This is a genomic window from Rhodoglobus sp. G.S.4 (assembly GCF_056619605.1).
In genome coordinates, this window is the sequence record NZ_CM152748.1 from 1,764,538 (window position 1) to 1,788,071 (window position 23,534).

The 23,534-nt window shown below is 59.9% G+C and carries 19 protein-coding genes and 2 tRNA genes; 8 read left to right on the forward strand and 13 right to left on the reverse strand.

Annotated elements, in window-relative coordinates:
* Positions 1-122: 122 nt before the first annotated feature.
* From AC061P_RS08510 to clpX, 7 genes are all read right to left on the reverse strand, one after another.
* On the reverse strand, positions 123-2,357 hold the full coding sequence (locus AC061P_RS08510; protein WP_480390921.1) for a glycoside hydrolase family 31 protein: 2,235 nt from the start codon (positions 2,355-2,357) through the stop codon (positions 123-125).
* On the reverse strand, positions 2,357-3,538 hold the full coding sequence (locus AC061P_RS08515; RefSeq protein WP_449646954.1) for a glycoside hydrolase family 15 protein: 1,182 nt from the start codon (positions 3,536-3,538) through the stop codon (positions 2,357-2,359). Before AC061P_RS08515 ends, AC061P_RS08510 begins: the two co-directional genes overlap by 1 nt.
* Before the next feature lie 75 nt (positions 3,539-3,613).
* Positions 3,614-4,855 (reverse strand): ABC transporter substrate-binding protein, encoded by a 1,242-nt coding sequence (locus AC061P_RS08520; RefSeq protein ID WP_480390922.1) that lies wholly within the window; start codon positions 4,853-4,855, stop codon positions 3,614-3,616.
* 54 nt (positions 4,856-4,909) lie between these two features.
* Positions 4,910-5,737: a carbohydrate ABC transporter permease gene (locus AC061P_RS08525; protein WP_449646956.1), complete on the reverse strand. Its 828-nt coding sequence runs from the start codon at positions 5,735-5,737 to the stop codon at positions 4,910-4,912.
* Positions 5,730-6,692, reverse strand: coding sequence for a carbohydrate ABC transporter permease (locus AC061P_RS08530; protein ID WP_480390923.1), 963 nt, complete (start codon positions 6,690-6,692; stop codon positions 5,730-5,732). The genes AC061P_RS08525 and AC061P_RS08530 overlap by 8 nt, the downstream gene beginning before the upstream one ends.
* A complete protein-coding gene (locus AC061P_RS08535) occupies positions 6,692-7,909 on the reverse strand; it encodes an ROK family protein (RefSeq protein ID WP_480390924.1) in 1,218 nt (405 codons plus the stop codon). Before AC061P_RS08535 ends, AC061P_RS08530 begins: the two co-directional genes overlap by 1 nt.
* Before the next feature lie 319 nt (positions 7,910-8,228).
* Entirely contained in the window at positions 8,229-9,506 is a 1,278-nt protein-coding gene (gene clpX, locus AC061P_RS08540) for an ATP-dependent Clp protease ATP-binding subunit ClpX (protein WP_449646959.1), read from the reverse strand.
* Positions 9,507-9,700: 194 nt separating this feature from the next.
* On the opposite strand from clpX, the gene AC061P_RS08545 reads away from it, so the two are divergent.
* Genes AC061P_RS08545 through AC061P_RS08555 form a run of 3 tightly spaced genes read left to right on the forward strand, consistent with a single transcriptional unit; the run spans position 9,701 to position 11,718 of the window.
* A complete protein-coding gene (locus AC061P_RS08545; protein ID WP_480390925.1) occupies positions 9,701-10,279 on the forward strand; it encodes a hypothetical protein in 579 nt (192 codons plus the stop codon).
* 57 nt (positions 10,280-10,336) lie between these two features.
* Positions 10,337-11,077 carry a YcnI family copper-binding membrane protein gene (locus AC061P_RS08550; protein WP_480390926.1) on the forward strand — a complete coding sequence of 247 codons (741 nt, stop codon included), beginning with the start codon at positions 10,337-10,339 and terminating at the stop codon, positions 11,075-11,077.
* Between the two features lie 8 nt (positions 11,078-11,085).
* Entirely contained in the window at positions 11,086-11,718 is a 633-nt protein-coding gene (locus AC061P_RS08555; protein WP_480390927.1) for a copper resistance CopC family protein, read from the forward strand.
* Between the two features lie 90 nt (positions 11,719-11,808).
* Here the strand turns inward: AC061P_RS08555 and AC061P_RS08560 are convergent, their stop codons facing one another.
* On the reverse strand, positions 11,809-12,483 hold the full coding sequence (locus AC061P_RS08560) for an ATP-dependent Clp protease proteolytic subunit (RefSeq protein WP_449646963.1): 675 nt from the start codon (positions 12,481-12,483) through the stop codon (positions 11,809-11,811).
* 2 nt (positions 12,484-12,485) lie between these two features.
* Positions 12,486-13,106 (reverse strand): ATP-dependent Clp protease proteolytic subunit, encoded by a 621-nt coding sequence (locus tag AC061P_RS08565; RefSeq protein WP_219948205.1) that lies wholly within the window; start codon positions 13,104-13,106, stop codon positions 12,486-12,488.
* 119 nt (positions 13,107-13,225) lie between these two features.
* Here AC061P_RS08565 and AC061P_RS08570 point away from each other — a divergent pair, with 119 nt between their 5' ends.
* Positions 13,226-13,714: a tetratricopeptide repeat protein gene (locus AC061P_RS08570; protein WP_449646964.1), complete on the forward strand. Its 489-nt coding sequence runs from the start codon at positions 13,226-13,228 to the stop codon at positions 13,712-13,714.
* A gap of 28 nt (positions 13,715-13,742) precedes the next feature.
* The gene (locus tag AC061P_RS08575; RefSeq protein ID WP_480390928.1) at positions 13,743-14,699 is read left to right on the forward strand and encodes a nucleoside hydrolase; all 957 of its coding nucleotides are present in this window, start codon (positions 13,743-13,745) and stop codon (positions 14,697-14,699) included.
* A gap of 70 nt (positions 14,700-14,769) precedes the next feature.
* Here AC061P_RS08575 and tig read toward each other — a convergent pair whose 3' ends face one another.
* Positions 14,770-16,101 carry a trigger factor gene (tig, locus tag AC061P_RS08580; RefSeq protein WP_480390929.1) on the reverse strand — a complete coding sequence of 444 codons (1,332 nt, stop codon included), beginning with the start codon at positions 16,099-16,101 and terminating at the stop codon, positions 14,770-14,772.
* Between the two features lie 34 nt (positions 16,102-16,135).
* Positions 16,136-16,209 (reverse strand) — tRNA-Pro (locus AC061P_RS08585).
* A gap of 234 nt (positions 16,210-16,443) precedes the next feature.
* Here AC061P_RS08585 and AC061P_RS08590 point away from each other — a divergent pair.
* Positions 16,444-16,517, forward strand: a tRNA-Gly gene (locus tag AC061P_RS08590).
* Between the two features lie 61 nt (positions 16,518-16,578).
* Here the strand turns inward: AC061P_RS08590 and AC061P_RS08595 are convergent.
* Both AC061P_RS08595 and AC061P_RS08600 read right to left on the reverse strand, forming a co-directional pair.
* Entirely contained in the window at positions 16,579-17,472 is an 894-nt protein-coding gene (locus AC061P_RS08595; protein ID WP_449646967.1) for an alpha/beta hydrolase fold domain-containing protein, read from the reverse strand.
* 6 nt (positions 17,473-17,478) lie between these two features.
* Positions 17,479-17,652 (reverse strand): hypothetical protein, encoded by a 174-nt coding sequence (locus AC061P_RS08600; protein ID WP_449646968.1) that lies wholly within the window; start codon positions 17,650-17,652, stop codon positions 17,479-17,481.
* Between the two features lie 185 nt (positions 17,653-17,837).
* Here AC061P_RS08600 and AC061P_RS08605 point away from each other — a divergent pair, with 185 nt between their 5' ends.
* Positions 17,838-18,023, forward strand: a complete 186-nt coding sequence (locus AC061P_RS08605; RefSeq protein WP_449646969.1) for a DUF2510 domain-containing protein — start codon at positions 17,838-17,840, stop codon at positions 18,021-18,023.
* A gap of 51 nt (positions 18,024-18,074) precedes the next feature.
* Entirely contained in the window at positions 18,075-23,525 is a 5,451-nt protein-coding gene (locus tag AC061P_RS08610; protein ID WP_480390930.1) for an SCO7613 C-terminal domain-containing membrane protein, read from the forward strand.
* The last annotated feature ends 9 nt before the right edge of the window (positions 23,526-23,534 follow it).

Here is a 23,534-nt window from a genome sequence, read left to right on the forward strand (position 1 = left end):
ACCCCGACACTTAGATGTCATCTAGCACGATGCCCTGAGGGCGATCCTGACTCAGCACTACCCGAATCTTGCTGAGGCTCCATTACCGGACGCGGTCGCCCTCAGGATCATCGATCCGCGCACTACCCGTTAAATGTGGCCGCTAAACGCTGCCACGCTTCTGCACGCACGTAGACGGGAACCTCGTCCCACGGCACTGTTCGAGTATCGGTTGCCGCTTCCTCAACGGGATCGCCGCTAAAGGCGTGAACCCAGTCACCAGCGGGAAGCATTGTCGAGTGCTCACGGGCGCCCTCTTCGGTGACGGGTGAAACGAGAATGTCTCGCCCCAGCATCCACTGCAAGGGTTGCTTCCAGAGTCGTTCATCCTGAGGCCAGTCAAAGAACAATGGACGCATCACGTTTGTCCCGTTGGCTACCGCCCACTCGCTCTCCGCAGCAAGGTACGGGACAAGGCGTTCGCGCAATTCAACAATCGAGCGACTCATTGAGAGCACTGCGGGGTTTTCTGACTGCTCGGCAATATTCCAGGGTGTTCGGTCTCTACTCGGCGAACGGTGATGGTTGAACTCTGAGTGGTATTGCATGATCGGGACGAACGCAGCTGCGGCAAGGGAGCGCACATACAGTTCCGCCGTTGGTACGTCTCCGCTAAACCCAGCCAAGTCCCACCCCCAATAGAGAATCCCACTCGCACTTGCGTTGAGACCAGCGAACAACGACCAACGGAATGCATCCCAGGTTGAGTTCTCGTCGCCGGCCCAAAAAGCGCCGTGCGCCTGAGATCCCGTGTAGCCTGCTCGAGAGAATGTCACCGGCGCTTTGCCTGCTCGCCGCAACAGGTCTCCGTAGGCCCGCGCGTAGTGCACGGGAAATGTGTTGTTCTTTTCGTCGCCGCGACGCCCATCGCGATAGTGCAACTCGGAGCCCCACGCATGTTCGCCGCCATCAGTCTTGAAACCATCGACGCCCATGTCTTCGACGAGGTAGCGACGCTTCTCCGTCCACCAGCGAGCGGATCGGTCATCTGTGAGGTCCGGCATCAGAGAGAGCGGAAACCACCAACCGCGATTGCGGTACGGCTTGAGCGCACCGCGAGGGTCCTCATCCTGAATAAGCACGCCCTCTGCCACTGCGGCATCGGCATCGAAACGGGCTTGCCCCACCGGATGGGGACGCATCTTGATCAGGGGAATCTGCCACAACAACACGCGAACGTCGCGATCGTGCAGCTCATCAATCATGGCCTTCGGGTCGGGCCAGGCACCCTCGGCGGGGAACCTAAAGTCAGTAAGGGCCAGTGGTGCGCCGTCGGGGGTCGGCGTGTATTGCGCATCCCGCCACACCGTGAAGGTACTTTCGTCACTCCACGCTTCGATAACGACGCAACCGACCGGGATGCCGTGCTCACGATGGGCATCCATCTGACGCATGACTTCGGCTTGAGTGTTCCACTCATTGCCGCTGGCCCACAACCGGTGGACCCAGCTCGGCAACACTTCCGGTCTCCCGACTTCGGCCAGGAATTGGTTGAGCACCTGAGCGGGACTGCCGTCATAGCCGCCGACGGTGAGCACCTCGGCGTCATCATCGACCGCGTCAAGCTCTGCCTCGATCCAGAGCAACTCAGAATCGCTTTCCGCCACGTCGAACCACACCCGGCGACTCGTCCGCACGTGAAAGCCCCAACCGCGCCCGCCAACGACATGAGCGAAAGGCATCGGAAGGTATGTTTTGCGTTCGGCGCCCTGCGACTTGTACTGCTCGAAGACCACTGAGTCGAGACTCGTCCCGCGATGGTCAAGAGAGTCGAAGCGCTCGCCAAAGCCAGACACGTGCTCTCCAGCTTCAAGAGCCAAAGCGAATCGCACTCTCGCGATTCCGTGCCCGTCAGTGAGCACGCTAACGCTGCCGGCAACAAGCCCGGCAGCGGCATCCACGGCAACACGGGAGTCTGGCGCACTCTGCCAACCCGATGCTCGAACAGAGAACCACCGTGTGGACTGCGAGCGTGGTGAGGAGCGTGGGCCTCCAACGAACCGGTAGCGGTAGGAAGCCCCCGCCCCTATGGTGCTGACTGCTACCGCGAAGCCGGTGCTGGCCCGCGCCAGTTTGGCCTGAGCAGACGCTAAGTGGCCGCCGTCAACGGCCTGTCCCCGTGAACGCTGTTGAACCCGCTCGAGTGGATGCTCGGTAATCGATTCGCCGTCGTGCCACTCGAGGGTTACTTCGTCAACGTCGGAGGTCGCGCGCACTCCCAGACGAAGGTCATCACCTTCGATGGGGATTACCGGCTGACGCTGTTCTGTATCAACCGAATATGGGTGACCCGAGCCTCGTGGTCGATGTCTCAGCACTAGACAGTCTCTCTTTCATTTCCGTGGTGTCGTTCAGTAGTTTCGTGTGCTGGTTCGGTTGCCACTGGCGGCACGTAAACGCCAATCTCCACGGCTAGCCGCACGAACATGGCATGGCTCCACAGCAAGGGTGTGGCAACGGTTCCCCAGCGTTCGAGCCACTCTGCAACCCGCGTCGGGGCGAGAAGGTGGTCATCGACTTGTTCCGGCAAGAACCCTTCAGCCGTTACGGTCGTGGCAGCCCATTCCAATTGTTCGCGAGCTCGTGCGGAGTCGCCTCCGGCAGAGTATGCGAGGCCGACCATGCAACTGAGCAGCGGCCATTGTCCACCGCCATAAAAAGTGTCGTCGAGATAGCGATGCACTCCCCCGTTCACTGCCAGTTTGGCCATGATGCGCGCCACAGTTTGCGACGCAACAGACGAAGTGCCATCAACTACTCCGAGTGGAGCGATGAGCGCGGCGAGTGATCCGTCGACTGCATCAGACCCCAACCACTTGACCAAGTGACCATCACGAATGCCCTCACGCTGAATGAGGTCCTGAGCTTCTGCGGCAGCGAGCCGTGCCCGTGTTTGCCACTCTGACGCGAGTACCCCAGAGTCAGCGGCCGCGCTCAACCCGGCTACGACGCATCCCAGCGTCGAGACATGGCGCTCGGATTCGTGCTCTTCCCACCAGTCGAAGCAGGGGCGCTGCCAGGTGGCCAGAAGATAACGCACCGACAATTCGATGCCCCTTCTCCAGCGTTCGAGACTGAGACCGTGCCGTTGCGCATGCGCTACAGCCGCCCACACCCACGTGCCGAAGCCATCCGTTTGGAAGTCCCACCAGTCGTCGTTGCCTTCACCACCGTTGAAAGTGAAGCGAGTGGCAAGCATCTGAGAATTAGCGAGCGGTCTTCCGGCTGCCTCGGCAAGCTCGATCGCGTCAATCTGGGTACAACGATCGAGAAGAATTGTTTCGCACCAGTCAAAAAACTGGGACGCCGAGTCGACAGCGTTCGCCGCCGACATCCCGTCTGCGATGAATGCCCCATCGCGAAACCACGAATAGCCGGCATACGCTGAGAAGGTGGGGCTCGCGGGGTACGCACCGGTGGGGTGCTGCAGCGTCGCGATCAGTGTGACGCTGTGAGCCGCGAGCGACGCGAGAGACTCGTCGTCGGTGGGTGAAGTCATTACGTGCCCTCCTGGGCCAGCTGGGAGTGAGGCCCACACTCACGTGAACGGGGTGGGCCTCACTCGAGAGAAGTGCTATCCGATTACTGCGTTGACTCTTTCTTCAGCACTGGCGAGAGCATCAGCCACTGACTTGCGGCCAGCCTGCGCCTCAATCAGTTCCTCGGTGACGATGTCTTGCATCTCCTGCTGGCCATTCTCGACAAGCGGGGTGAGCGCAATCGAGTCAAGCGAGTCGAACACTGCTTGACGGTTGGCCGGAGTGTCCTTGGTCAGGTATACGGCGAGCTGTTCTTCATCGCTCGTGGGAGGCAACTCCCAACCGGTGTCCAAACGCACGTCAATCATCGTCTGTGATGAGGTCAAGAATTCAGCGAAAGCGCTTGCCTCTGCGATGTGATCGGATGCTGCAGAAACACCGACCGCGTTCGAGAACACTGCGCTGGCCTGCTGAGTGTTTCCTGGCTCGACCGCAATGTCCCACGTGAATGGTGCATCAGCCAGCGCCCCGAAGACCCAGATGCCGGAGTGCATCATTCCCAGTTTGCCTTCGAGGAAGAGGTTGGTGTCAAAGTCGGCGGTGCCTTGACCTTCTTCGATGGTTGGCATGACAGTGCCACTCTTTGAGGTGAGCCATTCGGCAGCCTCAATGCCCTCCGGAGTGTTAAACGCGACCGATGTACCGTCATCGCTCAAGAACGATGCGCCATTCTGGTCGAGCACTTTGTAGAACTCATAGAACGACACCGGTTGGTGATCTCCCCAGGTTCCTGTTGCTGAATCGGTGAGCGCCTCTGCCGCTGCCATTTCATCAGTCCAGGTCCAGTCGCTTGTCGGGTAGTCGAGCCCGGCGGCGTCGAACAGATCAGCGTTGTAGTAGAGCACTACGTCGGAGAATGAGCTCGGCAGCCCATAACTCGTGCCATCGACCGAGTAGGCATCGATGAGCGATTCGCGGTAGGAGTCGGGGTTGGTGACTTCGAGTGGGGCGAGCGAACCGCTCGAAGCCAACTGCGGGAAGAAGTCGTAGTTCGTGTCTACGACATCCGCGACGGTGCCGGCGGCGAGGTCGGTTTGCAGGGTCGTGAAGTAGTCGCCGTAGGGCAACGTCGTCACCTCGACCTTGATGTTGGGGTTGTCTGTTTCAAACGCATCAATGATCGTTTGCAGGTTCTCTTCGTTTCCTCCTGATGAGGTGAAGTTTGAATAGGTGATCGTTACCGGGTCGTCGCTGCTCGCGGGTTTCGTGGCGCACGCACTCAGCAGCAGTGCCGAGACGCCGAGGATGCCTCCCGCAGCAAGTAGTGAACGTTTCATGCTAGATATCTCCTTTGATGTCAGGTGATGAATGGATCTCTGGTGTCCCGGGGCCTACTTGATCCCTGAGCTTGCGACGCCCTGAATGATGTATTTCTGGGCGAAAATGTAGAGCGCGAGCATCGGCAGGATGCTCACGACTGAGCCGGCCATCACGACATCCCACGCGGTGGTGTACTGACCTTGTAGTCCGGCGAGTGCGATCGGCAGTGTCTGTAGTTCGGGTGAACGAAGCACAACGAGCGGCCAGAGGAACGCGTTCCAACTGCTCATGAAAGCAAAGACTGTGAGCGTTGCGAGCGCGGGGCGAATGTTCGGAAGGACGATCTGGGTGAACACTCGAAAGTGCCCGGCTCCGTCAAGCGTCGCTGCTTCATCTAGGTCGCGTGGAACCTGGTTGATGGCTTGCCGCAGCAGGAAGATGCCGAAGGCGCTAGCAAACGTCGGCAAGAGCGCTCCTAGGTAGGTGTTCAGCAACCCGAAGGCTTTTAGCTCGGCAAATAGGGGAACGATAAGCACTTGCAGCGGGATCATCATGGTTGCCAGGTAGATAGCGAACACGACGCCGCGCCCACGAAATGGCAATCGACTGAAGGCATAGGCGGCTGTAGCGCTTGTGAACAGTTGCACCACGGTTGTCACAAGGGCGAGCCCGACGCTGTTGGCGATAACTCGCGCAAAGGGTCGCTCGGTAAAGAGCGTTTGGTACGCCTCAAATGAGGGGTTTTCTGGCCAGAGCTGCGGAGCAATCGAAAAACCTGCACCTGGCGTGATGGAGGTGATGAAGGTCCACAAGAACGGGAAGAACATTGCCACAGCGCCCACGATGACAACGACGTGTAATGCAATCGATTTAGGGCGAACGCGCTGTGAATTATGCATAGTGCACCCACCTCTTCTGTCCAATAATTTGAATCACTGTTACGCCGAGAATCACGATGAACAGCAACCATGAGAGGGCGGAGGCTTCGCCTGCGGCCCCGTAGCGGAACGTCAGGTCGTAGATCTGTTGAACCACTACTTGAGTGGATCCACCCGGTCCACCACCGGTCATTGCGTAGACCTGATCAAACACTTGGAAGCCGTTGATGAGTGAGATGACGACGACGAAGAAACTGCTCGGGCTCAGCATGGGGATCGTGACGTTCTTCAGTCGACTCCATGCACCGGCGCCGTCAACTTTTGCTGCGTCGTACAGGTCAGGGTTGATCGACTGAAGACCGGCGAGCAAGATAACCATCACAAATCCAAGGTCTTTCCACGCACTGGCGAGGATGATCGAGATCATTGCCCAGTCGGGATCGGTCCACCAGCCGGGGCCATCAATTCCGAACCAGCCCAGGGCCAGGTTGACGACTCCGTTGTTGGGATTGAGCAACCAACGCCACACGATGGCGACGGCGATCCAGCTGGTTACGACGGGCAGAAAGTAGATGCCGCGCCAGAGCGAACGGCCTTTGAGCGCACGGTTCAGTGCGAGTGCTAGTGCGAGCCCGCCAATGTAGACGAGGGGTAAGTAGCCTGCGATGTACTGAATGGTGTGCAGAAAGACTTCGGCGGTGCGCTCGTCGGCAAGCAGCGACTGGTAGTTAGCCCAGCCAATAAATTCCATTGGCGTGATGAGATTCCACTCGGTGAAGCTGATCCACGCTGCAGCAAGCATTGGGCCGAGTACGAAGAGCACTAGCGGAATGGCGCTGGGCAGGAGAAATGCAAGAACGGTAAGCACGTAGCCAGCGGATGCTCGGGGCCGTCTTCTCCGAAGAGCTGAGCTCCGCAGCCGTATTGCCGGGGAGTCAGGGGTCGGTGTCGCACTCAATACGGTTGGTATAGCCATTAGGCGCGCTCCGGTGGCGATGCCTGCTGGACCAGACGTTGGCGAACCAAGTCTCCTTGTTCCCCGGCGATACCTTCTGCATCGAACGGGGTGGCAAGCACGAGGGTGGCGGCTCCTTGTGCCCAACTGGCATCCTGCCAAGTCTCAACAGCAACGGGAATACCACGACGGGACGGGATAAGTGCCGCACGGAAGGCCGGTTCAAATCCGAAGGACCAGTGGTGCCAGTCAGCGGTGCCTTCTCCGAGGAGGATCACAATCTCAGGGTCAATTACATGCACGAGTCCGGCAATTACGCGCCCCAGCAGGTGGCCAGCTTCGCCGAACACGGCGATCGCTTCAGCGTTCCCCTGATCCGCAGCATCGCGAAGCGCAGTGATTCCCGCGGTGCTTGCGATGACGCCGCGGTCTCTGGCTGTGGCGACCAGGGCAGATTCGGACACGAAAGTTTCGAGGCATCCGGTATTGCCACAGCTACAGAGTGGGCCGTTGTCGCGAACAGGAAAATGTCCTATTTCACCGGCGCCTCCTCCGAAACCGCGGACTATTCCCCCATCGACGACTATTGCTGCACCGACACCGGTTCCGATTGTGACGGCGAGAAAGTTGCGATGACGGCGCCCGAGACCATAGAGCCGTTCAGCCATCGCGAGGGCGTTGACGTTGTTTTCGACCAGAACGGGCATTCCAAGTTCACGCCGAAGAGTGGCGCCGATGGGAACGTTGTTCCACTTCAGCTGGGTAGAGCTGACTACACCTTCAGCCTGCGAGTCAACGGCACCGGGAACTCCGACTCCGATGCCGAGCAGCGGTGCTTCGGAACCTCCGGCAATGAATGCGCGCAGTAGGCCGGCAAGGGTTGTGAGCATGGTGGCTGACGCTGCATCGAATGGTTCGCTCGCCGTGCGCAGCAGTGATCCATCGATTCCCACTTCGACGAAGGCGACGTGATCGGAGGCAACTTTCACACCGACCGCTCGCCCCGCGCTCGACACAAGGCCGAGCATGCGCGCCGGGCGTCCACCTTGCGATGGCTGATGTTCCAACTCACTGAGCAGCCCGTCGTTCAGAAGGTCTTTCGTGAGTTGGGTCATCAAAGCCGGTGAGAGGCTCAGCGTTCGTGCGAGCTCTGCTCGAGAGGCCGGGCCGTGTGCACCGAGATGAGCAAGGATTGCTGATCGGTTTACGTCGGTGCGTGCCATCGGTCGAAGCGCCATTGGTTCCCCTTAGTTCAGGACTAAACAAACTATAGAATTAAGTAAAGGAGATTGTCAACGGTTCGAGACCACCGAAACGAAAATAGGGCGCCGTGAGGGTGTCGCAGGCTTATGAGTTGTGCCCTTAACGCTTGGGCACGCCAAGAGAACTCCCAATAGAGCAGGAGGAGCAGCGAGCGGTGCGAAGGAGTACTTACGGGAAGGCTCTCGCCGTCAGGAACCGTGCGCATGCAGCATTATTTAGCGCCGACTGCCCAGCACTCTTCCAGTCGCTACCGGAGAATGAACTCCGGAGAATGAACTCTAGAAAACTTGCGAGTTAGGCTGACTTCTCTTCGCGCATAATCTCGCGCGGGATGATCGTCGGTGCGGCATTCTCGAGTACTGCAGCCTTGGTGACGATAACGCGGCCGACGGTTTCGTCTGACGGCACGTCGAACATAATCGGACCAAGTACTTCTTCAAGAATCGCACGCAGTCCGCGCGCGCCGGTCTGACGAAGCACGGCGAGGTCAGCGATCGACTCTAAGGCGTCATGCTCGAATTCGAGCTCAACTCCGTCAATCTCGAACATGCGCTGGTACTGACGCACGAGCGCGTTCTTCGGCGTCGTAAGGATATCCATGAGAGCGACCTGGTCCAGCTGGGTCACCGTCGTCACGACGGGCAGTCGACCAATGAACTCGGGAATGAGTCCGAACTTATGGAGGTCTTCCGGCAGCACCTCACCGAAGAGGTTGACGTCGTCACCCTTGCTGTGGAGCGGCGCACCGAAGCCGATGCCCTTTTTGCCTGCGCGATTGGAGATGATCTCTTCGAGACCAGCAAAAGCGCCGGCAACGATGAAGAGCACGTTGGTCGTGTCGACCTGAATAAACTCTTGGTGAGGATGCTTGCGGCCACCCTGTGGGGGAACAGAGGCGACAGTGCCTTCCAAAATCTTGAGCAGCGCCTGCTGCACGCCCTCACCCGATACGTCTCGAGTGATGGAGGGGTTTTCTGCCTTACGGGCGATCTTGTCGATCTCGTCGATGTAGATGATGCCGGTCTCGGCACGCTTGACGTCGTAGTCAGCTGCCTGAATGAGCTTGAGGAGAATGTTCTCAACATCCTCGCCGACATAGCCTGCTTCGGTCAGAGCCGTGGCATCCGCAACAGCGAAGGGAACATTGAGTCGCTTGGCCAGAGTCTGCGCCAAGTACGTCTTGCCGCAACCGGTTGGGCCGATGAGCAGGATGTTGGACTTAGCGATCTCGACATCGTCGATAACAGCGTCAGCAGAAGTGATGGTGTTGCGGGCGCGAACGCGCTTGTAGTGGTTGTAGACGGCAACGGAGAGGGCGCGCTTGGCGGCCTCCTGGCCGATGACGTATTCCTCAAGGAACGCGTAGATTTCGCGAGGCTTAGGCAGGTCGAATTCGCTCGACGCCTCTTCGCCGGCTTCAGCCAGGCGTTCTTCAATAATCTCGTTGCAGAGATCTACGCACTCGTCGCAGATATAGACGCCGGGACCGGCAATCAACTGCTGAACCTGCTTTTGGCTTTTGCCGCAGAAGGAACACTTGAGCAGGTCCGCGCTTTCCCCAATTCGGGCCATGCCGGTTCCTCTCCTTGAGTAAATACCTTGATTACGAGCCTAACCCGATTTTGGGTCAGTCTCCGTCACCATTACGGGCGGCGTTTCGGCGCGTCGAGGCCCGGCCACTAGCCACCGGGTGACCGACCAAGCGAATCTGGCTCCGGATACGAACTAGGCTTAACGAGTTCGATGCAACTGAGAGAAGGAGCCCCATGCATACCCGTGCAATGCGCGTGCTTCGTGGAAGTGCGGCAGCCTTCTTTGCCACACTTGCCGCAGCCCTCTCCCATCTCCTAGCTGGCGGGGTTTCCCCGTCGCTGTTCGGAATGGCCGTGTCGCTCGTGATCTCTGTCGCGGTGTGCACATTGCTCGCCGGTCGCACTGTCTCACTTGCACGACTGACCGTGGCGATCATTGCCAGCCAAGCCATGTACCACGCACTCTTTAGTACGATGCTCGCGCCTGAGGGAATTGCGGGCCATGACATGTCGGCAATGACCGTGAACTTCAGCTCTGTTACTCAGAGCGCCAGTTCGGTCATGTCACTCTCCCACCTTGGTGCTGCCGTTGTCACGATCGTCATGGTCCGTTACGCGGAGGTCGCTTTCTGGGGGCTTCTGACAACGGCACGGTTGTTCCTGGCACGGCTACTCACACCGGTTGTCGCGATCACAGTGCGAACAGCTCCGGTTCCCCGACCTGAGCAACCGCTTCATCTCGCGCGCTTTGCCACCCGTTTTCTCTCAACGATGCGCTATCGCGGCCCACCTGCCGCGACCACAGCGGCTTAGCCCGCACAGCATCCCCTTACTTTTGTCGCATACTTGCGACCCTTCAGAGAGAACGAAATGACTATTTTGACTAAAGCTGCCTTCACGAAATCTGCCCTCGCCCTCGCGGCAGGCGCAACCCTGGCTATTGCGGCCCCGTTGGCCGCGATCGCACACGTATCGATCGAACCCGGGCAAGCCGAAGCTGGCTCGTACGCGCTCATCACCGTTAAGGTGCCGAATGAGTCAGAAACCGAAAAAACTAACCAGGTAGAGCTCAAACTGCCCACCGATACGCCCTTCACGAGTGTGCGCTTTGTTCCGGTTCCCGGTTGGGACGCCGAGCTTGTGCGCAGCGAACTTCCCGAACCCGTCATGGTCGGCGAAAGCGAAATCACCGAAGCTGTGACGTCGATCATTTGGACTGCTCAGGCTGGCTCAGAACTCGGCGACGGCGCGCTCCTACTCCTGCCCGTCTCACTCGGTCCCATCCCCGACGTCGGCAGCGTCGTACTCACGGCAGACCAGACGTACACCGATGGTTCAGTCGTTAGCTGGAGCGGAACCGAAGAGGGCGCGGAGAAGCCTGCCCCGGTGCTCTACATCAACGACGAGCCGGTTGGCCATCACGATGCTGCTGCGACTGACGAAGACACGCACGGCGGCGATGACAGCCACGATGACGCGGCAGCGAGTAACAACGCTGCAGCTGCGAACAGCAGTGATCCTGTCGCGCGCGGTCTCGGAATTGCTGGACTCGTTGCTGGACTCGCAGCGCTGGTCTTGGCCTTCGCTTTCCGTCGCCCCACCAGCAAGTAGCTCCACAGATGCGTCGAATTACCCGCACCGGCGCTGCGCTCAGCGCGGCCATGATTGCAGCGCTCATGCTGCTCGTGGCCGCGCCCGCGTACGCACATAACTACCTAGTCACGAGCAATCCTGAAGAGGGTGCGATCGTCACTGAGTTGCCTACGGAATTTTCCGTGACCACAAACGACACTCTGCTCGACCTTTCCGGCGATGCTGGCGGCTTCGCCATCCAGATCACTAACGAATCGGGAGAGTACTTCGGTGACGGATGTTTCGCCATCCGTGATGCAACGCTCTCTACCGGCGCCACGCTCGGGGAGGCTGGCGACTATCTAATGCAGTGGCAGGTTGTCTCCGCAGATGGTCACACGATCTCTGGAGAGGTCGGATTCGACTGGCAGCCCGATTCCAGCCAAACAATCTCTAGGGGGCTCACCACTCCCCCCGCGTGCGGTGGCGGAACCCTCGACGAGGCTGCACCGGGACCAGACCAGACACACTCTGAAAACGAGAGTACTGATGCGAGCCCCACGCTCGATGCGTCGACGGTTGTGCTGATTGCTGCCGCGATTACTTTGGTGCTTGTTGCTGGCGTTGCGATCTTCCTCATCTCCGCGAGACGCAAGAAGGCTGATGACTCCGGCGATTAACTGACTGAGGCGGTCATCCACAATTCGGATGACCGCCTCAGTGCTGCACAGTCGCTATAGGCCGAAGCCGCTAGCGCTGCATTGAGTTCGCTAGCTTGTGATCGCCGGCAACGTCTTGCGGCTGGTGAGTACCTGGTCGATAAGACCGTACTCGACAGCGTCAGCGGCGCTCAGAATCTTGTCGCGCTCGATGTCCTTGTTGACCTGTTCGGGCGTACGGTTCGAGTGGTGCGACAGGGTCTCTTCGAGCCACGTACGCATGCGCAGGATCTCGCGAGCCTGGATCTCGATGTCCGAAGCCTGGCTTGCACCTTCTGAACCGCCAGCAGGCTGGTGGATCATGATGCGAGCGTTGGGCAGAGCGAGACGCTTGCCCTTCGTTCCACCGGCGGTGATCACGGCGGCAGCAGATGCTGCCTGACCGAGAACCACAGTCTGGATGTGGGGACGGATGTACTGCATCGTGTCGTAGATGGCCGTCATCGCGGTGAACGAGCCACCGGGCGAGTTGATGTACATCACGATGTCGCGGTCAGGGTCTTGGCTCTCGAGAACGAGAAGCTGAGCCATGACGTCATCGGCGGAGGCGTCATCGATCTGCACACCCAAGAAGATGATGCGATCTTCGAACAGCTTCGCGTACGGGTCTTGACGCTTGTAGCCATAGGCCGTGCGCTCTTCGAACGTCGGCAGAATGTAGCGAGCATCGACATCCGGACGACCAATGCCGGCGGGCGCGTGTGCTCCGAGGTTGAAATTCGTCATTGCTAGTCCTTCTTGCTGGTGGCGTCGTTGTCGGATGCGCCCTCTTCGGTTCCGCCGCCGCCTACGACGTCGGACGCGAACTCGCGCAGGTGGTCAACAAAGCCATATTCGAGCGCTTCACGAGCCGTGAACCAGTTGTCGCGGTCGTTGTCGATCAGCACTTGCTCGACGCTCTTGCCGGTCTGCTCTGCAGTGAGCTCAGCCATGCGCTTCTTCATATCGAGGATGACGCCAGCCTGAGTTTGAATGTCAGCAGAGGTTCCGCCGAATCCGCCCGACGGCTGGTGCAAGAGAACACGAGCGTTCGGGGTGATGTAGCGCTTGCCCTTGGTGCCGGATGAGAGCAGGAACTGCCCCATCGACGCGGCAAGGCCGATGCCGACGGTAACGATGTCGTTCGGTACGAACTTCATCGTGTCGTAGATTGCCATTCCCGCGGTGATAGATCCACCGGGTGAGTTGACGTAGAGGTAGATGTCGCGCTTGGGGTCCTCTGCCGCGAGCAGCAAGATCTTTGCACAGATCTCGTTCGCGTTTGAGTCCCGCACCTCTGAGCCAAGCCAGATGATGCGATCTTTGAGGAGTTGGTCAAAAACACTTGAGACCAATGCCGGTTGGGCCATTGTTGCGCTCCGTTTCAGTAATCGCTTGATACGAATGTATCCGAGTACGCGTCCCGATTCTGGCTTGTTCGCCCTAGGCAAAGTACCGCGTCGTTCAGCGGTGCTTGTAGGCTCACAAAATGCATGACAACTGGCGCGACCGAGTCGCAGATATCTGGTCCAACGCGGAGTCCATGGCAGAAGGCGATGTTGTCATCGCTATCGATGAGCTTGTCGCCGAACGCGATGGTGACGATGCCGAGGCTTTGTTCGAGGCCGCAGGCGCTCGCGACTATGCCGGCCTCGAAGCTGAAGCCGAACCGCTCTATCGTCGAGCGCTCGAAAACGGGCTGGATGTCGCGCTACGGCCACGCGCAATCATTCAGTTGGCGAGCACGCTGCGCAATCTCGGTCGCATCGATGAGGCGATAGCGATGCTTGAGCAGCAATTGCACGAGCATCCCGATGATGAGTGGACGGGGCCTTCTGCTGCCTTTCTCGCTCTCGCGTTGACCAGTCGCGGAGAGGCAACTCATGCGGCTGCGGTTGCCCTGATGGCGTTGGCTGACTATCTGCCGATTTACTCGCGCTCGGTGCGTGGCTACGCGGCCGAACTTGTCGCTGATTAAGCAGCTCCGCCGCGGTTAGCATTGCGTCATGCAGCAAATGATTCTCGACGTTGATACTGGCATTGACGATGCCCTTGCCCTGATGGTCGCTGTGCGGCATCCCGACGTTAATCTGCGTGCGGTCACGTGTGTCGCAGGCAACGCCAGCCTTGAACAGGTCGTCAAGAACACGCTTGCGGTACTGGATGCCGCGGGCGCCGGTGATGTTCCGGTCGCTGCGGGTGCCAGTCGCCCGCTGCTCGCCGAGGCTAACCATGCCGCTCATGTGCATGGCACAGACGGCCTTGGCGACCTGAACCTCGCGCCTTCACCACGCAGCACTGTGCCGCTGCATGCTGTTGAACTCTTGCGCCGCGAAATTCTTGCCAGCCCTACCCCGGTGACTGTGGTTCCGTTGGCACCGATGACCAACATTGCCCTCTTGGTGCGCATGTATCCCGAAGTTTTGGCCAACGTTGAACGAATCGTGTTCATGGGTGGTTCGGCCTCCGTTGGCAACGCGACAGCCGTCGCCGAGTTCAACACGTGGCACGATCCAGAGGCCGCCGAAATCGTGTTGAGTTCTGGCGTTCCCATCACTATGTATGGTCTCGATGTGTTCTACTCGGTGACGATTTCCCCCACAGATATCGCGGACCTTGCAGCGGCATCCGAACCAGGAGCGCAGTTAGCCGGTCGCTTGCTCCAGCACATTGTCTCGGTGAAGGGTGGGGAGGTTCGAGTTGTTGGCGAAGGCCATGGAGACATCGGAGACGCGGGTGCGGTGTGCGCCGCAATCGATCCGGATGGTCTGAGCACCACGAATTTGCCTGTTCGAGTTAGTCTCGGCGATCCGCTTACTCGGGGGCAGACCGTGGTTGACCACAGAACTGCCGGTCATGAACAGTCGGGCGCTGGCGATCCGCTATTCCGCCGGATCGATGTGGCTCTCGGAGTCGACGGTGCACGCTACTCGCGGCTGTTCCTCGACACCATCACTGGTTAATCACAAACTACGCGTTAACGAACTCGTGGCCAGCTAGATAACTAGCTGGCCACGAGTATGAAGCTGTGTTTTAGGACTCGTCTGCTGCTTCTTCTACTGCAGCGTCATCCTCGACAACGTCAGCGTTTGCGACGGCGGTGAATGCCGATACGTCTACTGTCTTGCCCTTGGTGTCAACAACCTTTGCCTTGCTGAGCACGACCGCGAGGGCCTTGCTGCGAGCAACTTCGGCAACCATTGCGGGGATCTGGCCGTTCTTGTCCAGAACCTGGATGAACTCGCCCGGCTCCATGCCGTACTGCTGAGCACCCTGCACGAGGTACGAGGTGAGCTCTTCTTGGCTGACCTTGATCTCTTCCTTCTCAACGATGGAGTCGAGGAGGATCTGTGAACGGAAAGTCTTCTCGCTAGCGATAACGACCTCAGCGCGGTGCTCGTCGTCTTCGAGGCGATTTTCGTTCTCGAGGTGACGGTGAACTTCGTCTTCAACGAGCTTCTCGGGAACGGGGATGTCAAGAGTCTTGAGCAGTTCGTCAACGATCTGGTCGCGAGCTGCTGCACCCTGGCCGAAGGCCTTCGAGCGCTTGACCTGCTCCTTGAGGTCGGCCTTGAGTTCCTTGATGGTGTCGAACTCACTGGCCATCTGGGCGAAGTCGTCGTCTGCCTCAGGAAGCTCGCGCTCCTTGACGGTCAGCAGTGAAAGGCTGATTACTGCTGTCTCGCCCTCGTTGTCTCCACCGAGAAGAACTGACTCAAAGGTGGTCGATTCGCCGGCGCTGAGCGAGTCGAGCGCCTCATCGATGCCCTCGATCAGTTCGCCAGAGCCAAGCTCGTACGAAATGCTCGATGCGGAGTCGACCTCGGTGTCGCCAATCTTGGCTACGAGGTCGAGCTGAGCGAAGTCGCCCTTCTTTGCGGGGCGATCAACGGTAACGAGGGTTCCGAAGCGAGCACGCAAGGTGTCGAGTTCGTCTTTCACGTCATCCGCGGATGCTTCGACAGCGTCAACCGTGAGGGTGAGCTTGTCGTAGTCAGGAAGATCGAATTCGGGGCGAACGTCAACCTCGATAGCGAGAACAAGTTCTCCGCTGAAGTCCTTGACCTCTGGCCACGTGACAATGTCTGCCTCGGGGCGACCAAGAACGCGAATCTCTTCTTCGGTTACGGCCTGGCGGTAGAAACCGTCAAGGCTGTCGCTCACTGCGTGGTTGAGGATCTCTTCACGGCCGACGCGCTGGTCAACGAGCTGCGGTGGAACCTTGCCTTTGCGGAAACCGGGAATGTTGACCTGCGATGCGATGTGGCTGTACGCGTGGTCAATGCTCGGCTTGAGTTCTTCTGGGGTGACCGAAATGTTGAGCTTGACGCGGGTCGGGCTCAACTTCTCAACGGTTGTCTTCACGTTGTGGACTCCTGTAATTCGTTGTGTGTATTCGTCGGGGCGACAGGATTCGAACCTGCGACCTCTCGGTCCCAAACCGAGCGCTCTACCAAGCTGAGCTACGCCCCGGGCGCCGTACATAGATCTGACCGCGACGCAGAAAATCGCGCCGGTACTCAATTGGCCTCGGCAAGTCTAGCCTGAGCGAGAACAGAATGTTGACGAGATCTGCAGATCAGCAGTTCTCCCCCAGCTGTTGCCAGTAAATAGGCGGCGAAATTCAGTTATGCCGGTCTCGACTTCGTTCTTCGCCAGGTTTCAGGTACAGTATTCCTCGGCGCACAGCACGATCGGGTGCCAAGTGGGGATGTAGCTTAATGGTAAAGCCTCAGTCTTCCAAACTGATGACCGGAGTTCGATTCTCCGTATCCCCTCCACTACTAAAGGCCGCCTCGTTTGAGGCGGCCTTTAGTCGTTAACGCGGTTCTGTGAGGCTGCTCAGCGAATAGCTGTCGCTGCGACTGCCCGAGCTTGTGCCCCTTCAGGGATGGGCAGGATCGGATAGTTGTGGATCATTCCCTCCCCCACATGGAAGTCGATCTGAATGCCCTGTTCGGTTGCTTGTTCGAGCAGTCGAAGTGCATCGGCGTGCACGATGTCTCGCGTTCCGGTGAACACGGTTATCGGACCGAGGCCCGCTAGCTCGCCATGGATCGGGCTTACGCGCCAGTCAGATTCCGGCAATTCTGCGCGATACAGTGCTCCCGCTGCCTTAGTTCCCGGCACAGCCAGCCAGGGATCACTTGGCGCGATCTCCGCCAGTTTGGGGTCAGTCCCACTGATGTCGAGCCACGGCGCCGACAGGACGATCGCCCGCAACGGTTCGTGTTTGCGGTCGCGAAGTTCCATCGCCACCGCGAGCGCCATTCCACCTCCGGATGAATCACCAATCACACTGACATTGCTGGCACCCACCTCGGCGATCAGCGACTGCGCCAGGTTGGCAACTTTGTCGACAACGACGGATGCCTGCCCGGCTGGGGCAAGCGGCATGATCGGAACACTGATGGTTACGCCGGTTTCGCGAACGAGTTTGGCAACAAATCGCCAGTGCAGTGGATCAATCTCGAAGACGTAGCAACCGCCGTGAAGAAAGAGTGCCTTGGCTGGGCTAGCGCCGGCGCGGGCGGAGACGTCGAATACTGTCCATCCGTCAACAACGCGAGAAGTGACATCCACGTGACGGGAGATGGATGCTGGCGGTGTGGCCTGTGCGGGGTGCAGTCGAAGCTGCTCAACCCTGTTGAGAGTTTTTTGCGGATCACTAAACATGCGCTTTGACCCGCGGAGGGTCAACGCAAGAGGGGCGAGCCGACTCAGAAAGCTCGCCACGGTCAATTAGCTATCGATGCGCTTCATGATGTGAATCGGCACGAATACTCCGAGGCACGTGATGAGGAGTCCGCCCATGAAGACGACCGACTCGAGGCCCTCTACATAAAAAGCTTCGCCCATCATGTAAATTCCACCGACAAAGAGCGCCAAAGAGATTACAAAACCGAAGATGTTCACGCGACTATCTTACCCACGGTCAGAGGGGTCGCGTTTAGCCGCGCGCGGCAACTAACTGACCCCTTGTCAGGATTCGAGCGTGCCCCCTATACTGGGGATAGCCGTTCCCCGAACTGATCCCCCGCGGCTGGATCGCACGCCGCACCCGTATCGCCCACCGCGGCAGGGCACCTTGGACTCCCCCGATGTCTAACACCGCTACTCAACTTCCCCCCTTCGGTTGGTACCCGGATCCCGCTGGCAGCCACATGCTGCGCTGGTGGGATGGTCAAGCGTGGACTAACCGCCTCGAAAAGCCTCGCCCAGAAATCCAGATAGCGAATGGCTTCTCGCAGCAGCAGTCCACACTTTCGCGTCTAATCGCTTCTTAAGGATTATTCAACGCTACTCTGAGGGTTCCTCCCGAAAGGAACTCCGAGTAAATGGTTGGTGCACCGCGTTCCTTTATTGAGCATGTCGGCCACGTACTTTTTCCCCGTGGCCCCAAAGACCTCATTGACAGTTCACGCTGCCCTGCCTGCTTTGTAGCACTTCCGAACAACCTGGTGTGTGTGAGTTGCGGGCTCGACATGAACCACCCCGACGCCGCTCGCCTAAGGGACGAGTCGCTCAACGTCGTTGCACTCATGGATGCGCGGCTTGAACTGATCGGAAAGATCCGGTTCGAGACAGCCGCCGAACGCACGCGAATTCGCGATGAGCTCCGTCTTGCCGAACGAGCCGCGCTCGAAGCAGCCGCAGCTCAACGCGCGGCTCGCTCAACAGCCGCACTGGCACCCCCCACTCACACTGTTGCCGCCGAGGCTCCCCCGACGCCACTTGCAGCACCGGTGTATCCGCAGCCGACATCGGCGCCAGATGTTGCTGCAGCTGCTTCGGCTGCTGCTGCAGCCACCTCATCTCTTGCGAGCCCTCTCGAGCCTGCGCCTCGCCTAACCGAATACACGGCGTCCGGCGTAAATGAAGCACCCACCGCTCGCTCACATACGGGCATCCAGGTCATCCTGCTGATCGTCGGAGTGTCACTACTGTCGGTCGGCGCGATCTTCTTCCTCATCTACGCCTTCATTAGCTTCGGACTCATCTGGCGGTCAGCGATCATCGCGACCATCACTATCGCGAGCATCGTCGGCGCAACGATGGTGAAAAAACGTGGGCTCTCCGCGACAGCAGAAGCACTCTCAGCGCTGGCCGTCGTGCTTGTCGTGCTCGATATCTATGCAGTGCGCGCCAACGAGCTTCTAGTCGTTGGTGACTCCGCTGGTCGCGTGTACTGGGGAGCCGCCCTGATTGTGGCCTCGCTGGGGTTCATGTTCTGGCACCGGGCGAGCAAACTCACCCTTGTCAACGTGTTTGGCTTTGCCGCGTTCCCTCCCGCCGCCGCACTCCTCATCGCTGGGCTCGCCAATGGAGACTCCCCGAACACTCTCGTGTTGATTCCGATGGTGGCCTTCTCCGCCGCGACGCTCATCTACCTGACCGCCGCCCACGGCAACTACCGTGGGGTAGCCGAGCGAGTGATCATGATCGTTTACGCGTTCGTGTCACTCTCGATCGGATTCCTCAGCGCGCTCGCCTCCCTCTATTTCCCGCTCCGATTGTCAGACGACGACTCGACCGCAGGCTGGCTCCTCCTGTTGGGCGCCGTCGCGGCAGCCCACAGTGTTGCCGCACAGCGGGCAGGTTTCGGCACGATCATCCGTAATAGCTTTGCCGTGATCTCTGGGATAACCGTGGCAACTGCGGTGTGGAATCTCATCGAAACTGATGCCCCTATCGGCGCATTCGCCGTCGTCGCAACCCTGACCGCCCTAGCTGTACTCAGCGAAGGCAGCGGACGATACTTCGGCGCTGCGAGCCGCAACACGACCCATTGGGCGTCGCTCGGAGTCTGGGCGATCACCGCAATCGCTCTCATCTCGCCCCTCGCGAGCTCACTCGCTATTGCCATGCAGTACGTTACTCAGTCGTCGCTGCGCCGCATCACACCGGCGAGCGCGCCGTTCGACGTCAGCGACAACGGCTGGCCCCAACTCGCGATTCTCAGCGTTCCCGTCATCATGACGCTCGCGTGGTGGGCTACAGGACAACTTCGCGCACGGCTCCCCCTAGTGCTGGCGAGCGCCGGTGCTGCCCTCGCCCTCGCTGCGCCGCTGGCCGGAACGCTGTTGCCGGTCATTGCGGTCTGGCTCGCGCTGGCGGCACTCGCTGTGGTCGCAATTGGCATCAGCCAGCGCCGCCGCCCTGGGTTACGCACCAGCACGGTCATCCTCATCATTGGCGGCTCCCTTCCTCTGGTGCTCGCCTATGTCTCAGGATGGTCGAGCTACGGCACGTGGCTACTCGCCAGCATGGGCACCGCCGCAATTCTCTTCGCCGCCCGCTACCTCGTCACCGCCGTTGCCGTTCGCGCCACGATGCTCGGCACGGCGATGCTCGCGCTTCTTCTCGCGGCCGCTGGCTTCGGCGAACAACTGCAATTCGCTCTCACCGCCACGAGCCCCAACCCTCTCGAATCATGGCTGACCGTCTCCGTTCTTGCCGTGATCATCAGTGCCCGATCGCTCTGGCCCCGCACGCGCGAAGTAACCGACCTCGAACGACGAGTTTTGTGGTGGATGGGATTCGTCAGCACAGCACTGGCAGGCAGCATTCTCTGGACCTCGACAGTCGACGGGGCCCCATTCCCCGACGCACCGCTCGCTCTCAGCCTGAACATCATCAGTGTGGTCGTCGCCGTGCTCTTGGTCACCATACTCAGCATCACCATGCTGAGGAGCACCACATTCAGCAACACAGTTTCTACCAGCACAGCGTCTACCGGCACGGGTGTGACGAGCCCGACGCAGACGCGCACTGCCGAAAGACTCGTCGCTGCTGCCGCCCTCGCTCCCGCTCTGGTCTGGGCTCTCGATAGTGCGAGCCGCACCGCCGGTCTCGGCGCCATAGCGATCGAGCTGGCTCCGGCCACGGCATCCGTTCTCGTCGGCGCTCTGAGCATGACTCTTCGCGTGCGCCAACGCCACACGCTCGTTCGGCGCATTGGAGAGCTCAGCGCGCTAACGGTTGCGGCAATCACCACGGCAAGCGCAATTCTTCAACCCCACGAAACGCACTGGCTAATCGCCCTGCTCGTCTCGATCACGCTTCTGCTGGCGTCGATCTCCGCCGACGGAATCTTTGGCTCACATTCGCCGCGTCGCTTCGTCATCTGGGGCGCAGTTGCGTTCTCCACTTGGGCGCTCTGGTTGCGCCTCGACCAGTCCCGGGTTGAGGCCCTCGAAGCCTACGTACTCCCGCTTGCCGCAATCGTGTTGGCTATCTCGATCTTCACTGCCCGCGCAGAGTTACGGGAATCCTCCCTGCGCTCGGCACCCTTCATCGCACTCGCCGGCCTCCTCATTGCCGTAGTTCCGCTCGCGCTCAACGCAGCAAGCGGCTCGGGAACAAGTACGCTCATCATCTCCGCACTCTGTGGGGCACTCCTGCTCGCGGCCGCCTTCATCGCACCACGCCCGTCACTGCTCAGCTTCTGGGGCATCAGCGTTGTAGCCGCCGCCACCGGACTCATCACCGCCACAGCAGCCCGCACCCTCTACTCGTTCACTGCCGCACCAAGTGCTCAGCCCAACGCCGAGTTCATGCTCATCGGCGCCGTGACGCTTCTGACCGTTGCCAGTTTCGGGCTCGCCTACACAGACTTCGCGCGCGTTTCGCACTCAACTCTGTGGCAGAAGTCGAGCCCCGCACTACTGGGCGCCGCCGTCGTACTGCTCTATGCGGTCGAAGGCATCATCGCGATCGACTTGAACGGTTCGTCGACACCGCTCAGCAGCATCCGCATCGTTGCCTTGGTGACTCTCGGCGCTGCGCTCCTCGTCACCAACGCTCGGTTCGCGAAGCCGCCACTCACCCGCACCGTTGCCTACGTGGCGTTCACCTTCGCTGTGCTCGTAGCGCTCGGCACCTACGTCGTCAGCGCAACGCTCTACCTCGAATTCTGGCTCATCGCCGCAATTCTTGGCTTCGGGATGATCGCCCGAGCGCTCATGATGCGCTCACGTGAGAACGCCATGCTCGAACCCCGCACGCTGTGGTGGGCCGGATTCAGTGTCACGGCTCTGGCGGCAGCATCCCTCTGGAGTGCCAACCTTGGGGGCACGGCCTTTGCAAGTGGAGCCGGGTCACCCGCTCCGTTCATGCTCGATCTGTCCATCGTCAACGTCGTTGGCGCCGTTCTCGTACTTACCGCACTGAGCTTCACTATCTTTGGGCGCGGTGCGAGCGCCTCCGTTCCCGAAGCAATTGCTGCAGCTGCCGCCCTCGCCCCCGCCACGGCCTGGTTGCTCGACAGCGCAAGCAGAATGATCGAACTCCCCACGGTCGCCATCGAACTCGCCCCCGCCACGGCATCCGTGCTCGTCGGCGCTTTCAGCATGATTCTGCGCCTGCGCGACCACGACGCTCCCGTTCGACGAGCCAGCGAGATTAGCGCGCTGGCTGTTGCCGCGATCACCACAGTGAGCGCAATCCTTGAACCGCAGCACACGCCATGGTTGATCGCGCTGCTCGTGTCGGTAACGGTGCTCCTCAGCTCGATCTCGCGTGACGGAGTGTTCGGATCGGCATCATTGCGCCGCCACGCTATATGGGGTGCTGTCGCGTTCGGCACTTGGGCGCTCTGGTTGCGCCTCGATCAGTCCCGCGTCGAAGCGCTCGAAGCCTATGTGCTTCCCCTCGCCGCCATCGTCATCGCACTCTCGATCTTCATCGCGCGCGCAGAACTGCGGCAAGCACGGCTAGCCTCGGCTCCGGCGATTACTCTCGCCGGACTCCTCATCGCGATACTGCCACTCGCACTGAATGCTGCCAGTGGTGACGGACTCCGCACCCTCGTCATTGCTGGGCTCTGCGGGGCACTGCTCCTGACCGCCGCCTTCGTGGAACCGCGCAGCGACCTCATCGACTTCTGGGGCGTTGCGATCATCGCCTCCGCGATCGGGCTTGTCGTCACCACCGCTTCGCGCGCAATCATCATGATCGCCGACAGTCGAGGGATGGTGCCCGAACTCGACGCTGGACTGCTCGCCGCCGCCGCGGTGCTTGCCCTTGCCAGCTTCGGTGCTGCCGCCAGCGGATTCTCGCACGACGATAACCGCCCCCGCTGGGCCGTGCTCAGCGAAGTGCTACTCGGTAGCGCACTCGTGTTGCTCTACGCGATAGAGACGCTCGCGCTTCTTGAGGCAGGTCAGCGCGACCAGCCAATCGACACCATCCGAATCATCGTTCTCGCAGCCCTCGGCGGCGCACTGCTCGTGCTCGCTTCACGTCCATCGACGCGACCACTCACCCACCGAATGAGCTACCTCGGGTTCGCCCTCGCCAGCATTGTCGGAGCTATCGCCTACTTCGGCGATCTCGTGCAGCCGCTGGAATGGGTCACCGTGCTCATCGGCGTTGCCCTCCTCGCCCACGGGAGCCTTCGAATGGTGAGCGACCCGGATGCTCGAAGCATGCGTTGGCTCAGTGCTGGGCTCCTCATCCTGCTGGCACCGAGCCTCATCGCAACGTTCATCGACACTGACAGCGATGGCACTCAGTGGCGCATCGTCGCCCTCGGAATCGTCGCGGTAGCGATCATCGTTGTTGGGGCATGGCTCAAGCTCAAAGCACCACTCGTTATCGCCACGATTGTCGTACTCATCCACGCATCACACACGTTCGCTCCCGCGCTGATCAGCTTCTATCAACTGACCTCGTGGTGGCTCTGGGCAGTTATCGGCGGCGCGATCGTGTTGTTCTTGGGCATCACACTTGAGCGGCGCATCCGCGATCTCACAACCCTCAACACCAAGTTCAGCGCGCTGCGCTAGGGCTAATTC